Source organism: Prevotella sp. MGM2 (assembly GCF_002933955.1).
Lineage (GTDB): Bacteria > Bacteroidota > Bacteroidia > Bacteroidales > Bacteroidaceae > Alloprevotella.
On sequence record NZ_BEWW01000083.1, the window covers coordinates 1 to 4,268 of the forward strand.

The window sequence follows — 4,268 nt, forward strand, 5'->3', positions numbered from 1 at the left end:
CCAAAGGGGTAAGGCCCGCGTGCCCGAAGGGGTCAAACTCACGCGCCTTTTCCAGCTGTCAAATAAAACTAAATATTATGTATGCTATCATTATCAATGCGGTAGCCGTCATTGCAGGCAGTGCCATCGGGGCATTGGCACGAAAGGGTATCCGCGAGAAGTACATCACTGTACTCAACACTGCTATGGGACTCGCAGCACTCGTATTGGGCGTGAATGTCGCTATGGCCAATATGCAGGAGAGCGACTATCCGGTATTGTTTATCATCTGTTTGGCCGTGGGCGGACTGCTCGGCACCATGTTGCGACTTGACCAACACATGGAGCGCGCCACTAAAAAAGTTTCGGGCGGCTCCAATCTGGCAGAAGGTATCACTACAGGAGTGCTGCTCTGCTGCGTGGGAACACTCTCTATGATGGGACCGGTCCTCAGCGCGCTCTACGGCGACAACACCTACCTCATGACTGCGGCCACACTCAATCTCGTGACCATGATTGCCATTGCCTCTACCTACGGATTTGGTACGGCTCTTACGGCCTTAGCCGTTTTTGTGTGGCAAAGCATGTTCTACGGAATCGCGCATATTTCGGCAGCTTTTATCTCTGACGAACTTATTGCGGAAGTATCGGTGGTAGGTGGCGTGCTTATTGCGGCAGCCGGTCTCGGCGTACTAAACATCAAGGACTGTAAGACCATCAATCTGCTGCCGGCCCTCGGCATGCCTATCCTCTTTTTCCTGTTGAAAAACCTGTTTGCAGGGTGAGCGGAGTTAATCCCAATGAAAAATGAAACTAGCTCAGCCATTTGTAAAACTCTTTTTGCCGACACATGATTACATTCCGTAAAGCCACCGCCCAAGACATTCCTGATATCCGTCACATTGCGGAGATTGCCTTTCCTGCCACTTATTGTGACATTATCAGTCCCGAACAGCTGAAGTATATGATGGAATGGATGTACTCCGAAGACAGCCTGCATGACCAGATAAACAAACAAGGACACGTGTTTCTCCTGGCGGAGATCAACGGAAATCCTTGCGGTTATGCTTCGATCGAGCAACAGGGAGCAGACCTTTTCCATCTGCAAAAGATTTACATCCTGCCCGAATTTCATGGCCGCGGCATAGGACGGTCATTGTTTGAACACGTTACCGACTATATCCGCAAAACACACCCGACACCATGCCTGATGGAACTGAACGTCAACCGCCACAACCGTGCAGTCAGCTTTTATGAACATTTGGGAATGCGCCGGCTACGTTCAGGAGATTTCCCTATAGGCGGGGGATATTTCATGAACGACTACATCATGGGAATGGAACTTTAAGGAACTTTTCCCGATAGTTGAACATATTCCCTAGCAATGGCGCGGAAGAGAAAGCCAACTACTTTTCTCTTCCGCGCCATTGCTAGGGATATACCTGTTATTTCTTACAGAATTATGCCTGGTCGATGAATCTGACAATCCATTCTCCCACTTCTTTAGTACCATATTCCGCACCGCCGGCTACTTGGATTTCCGGCGTACGCACATTCTGATCCAAACTGGCGTCTACAGCACGACGTACAAGGGCACCCTCTTCTGCCAAACCAAAATATTCGAACATCATGGCTACTGACAGAATCTGTGCCAAGGGGTTGGCTATATTTTGTCCGGCGGCTTGAGGCCATGAGCCGTGGATTGGTTCGAACACAGGAGTGCTTTCGCCTGTCGAGGCCGATGGCAACAGTCCCATCGAACCGGTGATGCAGGAGCCTTCGTCGGTAAGGATGTCGCCAAAGGTATTTTCCGTCACCATGACATCGAAGAATTTCGGTTCCTGTATCATGCGCATTGCGGCATTATCCACGTACATGTAGTCAGTCTCCACTTCGGGGAATTGCGGAGCCATTTCCTGCGCCACCTTACGCCACAAACGGCTTGAGGCCAAAACGTTGGCCTTATCCACTACGGTAAGATGCTTGCGGCGGCGCAAGGCATAGGAATAAGCTACTTTCAATATCCGCTCCACCTCTTCGCGGCTATAGGCATTGGTGTCGTAGGCATAGTCGGCGCCTTCCTTTTTCTCGCCGAAGTACATGCCGCCAGTCAGCTCGCGTATACAAATAAAATCGGCGCCACGCACCAGTTCGTCTTTCAATGGAGATTTGTGCACAAGGCAGTCGAAGGTCTGTACGGGACGGATGTTGGCAAACAATCCCAATTGTTTGCGCATGGCGAGCAGCCCCTGTTCGGGACGTACCTTGGCAGCGGGATTATTATCGAACTTGGGATGGCCCACGGCCGAGAACAAAACCGCGTCCGCCTCACGGCAAACGGCAAGCGTGTCGGCCGGAAAGGGATCGCCAACGGCATCAATGGCAGCAGCACCGCACAGAGCTTCCTTGAATGTTACTTCATGGCCGAATTTGCGGCAAACTGCTTTCATGACGTTTACGCCTTGTACGGATATTTCCGGCCCGATGCCATCACCGGGTAATACGGCAATTTTCAGTTTCATATTTCTGTCGTTTTATTTATTGTTGCGGTTAGTTGTTTTGCAAAAATACAAAAAAATGCCAAACAACCTTCGCCTTTGTCAAATAAATAATATAAAGAACAGGTATGTGGATAAAAAAACTTTCCGTTTGCGTTTTTTCCTTACTTCTTCAAAACGGCCTCAAGCCCCTCCACTTCGTGCCGGAAGTTCCTGTCGACGGAAATGCGCCGGCCGGTCTGTTCGCAGCTGTAAAGCACAGTGGAATGGTCGCGCCGGCCGATACACCGGCCTATTTGGGAATAAGACATATCGGTATATTTATGACAAAGATACATGGTGAGCTGGCGCGCCTGCACCATGTTCTGCTTACGGCTTTTGGAGAGAACATCCTTTTGTTTCACCCCGTAATGCTGACATACGGCCGAGAGGATACTGTCGGCCGTAAGTTCGCGTTTTTCCAGATTGACAGCGCGGGCCACAACGCGGGCTGTGAGTGCCAGGTCTATGTCGCAATTGTCTACAACGGAGTAAGCCATGATGCTGTTGATGATACCTTCAAGTTCGCGCACGCTGCTTTCCACGTTCTGTGCGATGTATTGCACCACCTCACCGGGAAAACTCAGCCCGTCGCGGCGGATTTTCGACTCCAGTATGGCCTTACGCAATTTGGTGTCGGGTTTTTCCATCTCAGCTATCATGCCCCACTTGAAGCGCGTGAGCATGCGCTCCTCAATGCCTTCGAAAAGCACCGGCGGACGGTCGCAGGTAATTATCAGCTGGCGGCGGTTCTGTTGCAGGTGATTGAATATATGGAAAAAAGCCTGTTGCGTTTTGGCGGTGGTAATCTCTTGTATGTCGTCGATGATGAGAACGTCGATGGACTGATAAAAATTAATGAAGTCGTTGGATGTGTTATGGATAACGGCGTCGGTATACTGTGTCTTGAACACGTGGGCGGACACGAAAAGAACGCGCTTTTCGGGATAAAGTTCACGCAGGCGCACTCCCAGTGCGTTGACCAGATGCGTCTTTCCGACTCCTGACGGACCGTAAAGAAAAAAAGGGTTGAAAGTCGTCTGTCCCGGTTTTTCGGCAATGGAAAGCGCCACCGTCCGCGCCAGTTTGTTGCTCTCGCCCATCACGAAATTGTCAAACGTGTAGCAGGCGTTCAGATGCGGGTCGATCGGCGGCAGTGCCGGCGTGGCGCCCATGCTCTTCTGTTGCTGCCGGCGGGTCTGTTCCTGCGCCTCCTGCCACTGCCTTATGGCCTCGTCGTTGCGCCAGATGAGCTGGATCCCTTCGCCGAAGACGTGGTTCAGGGCATTGCTCACGAGTTCTCGATGGTGGTCGCGGATATAGTCGCCAACGTATTTGGTGGGTACACTGACCGTGAGCCGCTTCCCTTTGTAATCCACAAAAGTAAGCGGGCGAAACCACGTTGCAAACTCACCGGCAGGTAAGCCAGCCTTTATGTAGTCCAAACAAGCTTGCCACTTGTCGGCGGCGGAATTGTCCATTTTTATTTCAAACTGTATAAGTAGCCGTACCCCACATCCATAGGCTGACAAACTGATGCCGGCGAACAGCGGGCTACAGATGAAATGGGGGAAACAGCATACAAAGTTCTCATTTTTTTCCGACACGTGCAAGCATTCAAAAGCGTTGCCGCATCAGTTTTTCAGTAAAGCGTTGTATCACAATTTTTTAAAATATAAACATTTTTCAGGTGAGAAGAAACCGCCAGCCGGCTTCCGGACTTTAACATATTTAACTTTCCATTACATTCCG

The 4,268-nt window shown here is 50.6% G+C and carries 4 protein-coding genes; 2 read left to right on the forward strand and 2 right to left on the reverse strand.

Annotation, left to right across the window (positions count from 1 at the left end):
- The first annotated feature begins 77 nt into the window (after positions 1-77).
- The gene (locus C5S62_RS01800) at positions 78-764 is read left to right on the forward strand and encodes a DUF554 domain-containing protein (protein WP_104403812.1); all 687 of its coding nucleotides are present in this window, start codon (positions 78-80) and stop codon (positions 762-764) included.
- 65 nt (positions 765-829) lie between these two features.
- Positions 830-1,327, forward strand: coding sequence for a GNAT family N-acetyltransferase (locus C5S62_RS01805; RefSeq protein WP_104403813.1), 498 nt, complete (start codon positions 830-832; stop codon positions 1,325-1,327).
- Between the two features lie 112 nt (positions 1,328-1,439).
- Here the strand turns inward: C5S62_RS01805 and leuB are convergent, their stop codons facing one another.
- Both leuB and dnaA read right to left on the reverse strand, forming a co-directional pair.
- Positions 1,440-2,501 carry a 3-isopropylmalate dehydrogenase gene (leuB, locus tag C5S62_RS01810; protein ID WP_104403814.1) on the reverse strand — a complete coding sequence of 354 codons (1,062 nt, stop codon included), beginning with the start codon at positions 2,499-2,501 and terminating at the stop codon, positions 1,440-1,442.
- Between the two features lie 140 nt (positions 2,502-2,641).
- Positions 2,642-3,997, reverse strand: a complete 1,356-nt coding sequence (gene dnaA / locus C5S62_RS01815) for a chromosomal replication initiator protein DnaA (protein ID WP_104403815.1) — start codon at positions 3,995-3,997, stop codon at positions 2,642-2,644.
- Between the last annotated feature and the right edge of the window lie 271 nt (positions 3,998-4,268).

What these genes read in the sequence shown, in the direction of transcription:
- C5S62_RS01800 (WP_104403812.1), top strand. Translation starts at nt 78, where the DNA reads ATGTATGCTATCATTATCAATGCGGTAGCCGTCATTGCAGGCAGTGCC.
- C5S62_RS01805 (WP_104403813.1), top strand. Translation starts at nt 830, where the DNA reads ATGATTACATTCCGTAAAGCCACCGCCCAAGACATTCCTGATATCCGT.
- leuB (WP_104403814.1), bottom strand. Translation starts at nt 2,501, where the DNA reads ATGAAACTGAAAATTGCCGTATTACCCGGTGATGGCATCGGGCCGGAA.
- dnaA (WP_104403815.1), bottom strand. Translation starts at nt 3,997, where the DNA reads ATGGACAATTCCGCCGCCGACAAGTGGCAAGCTTGTTTGGACTACATA.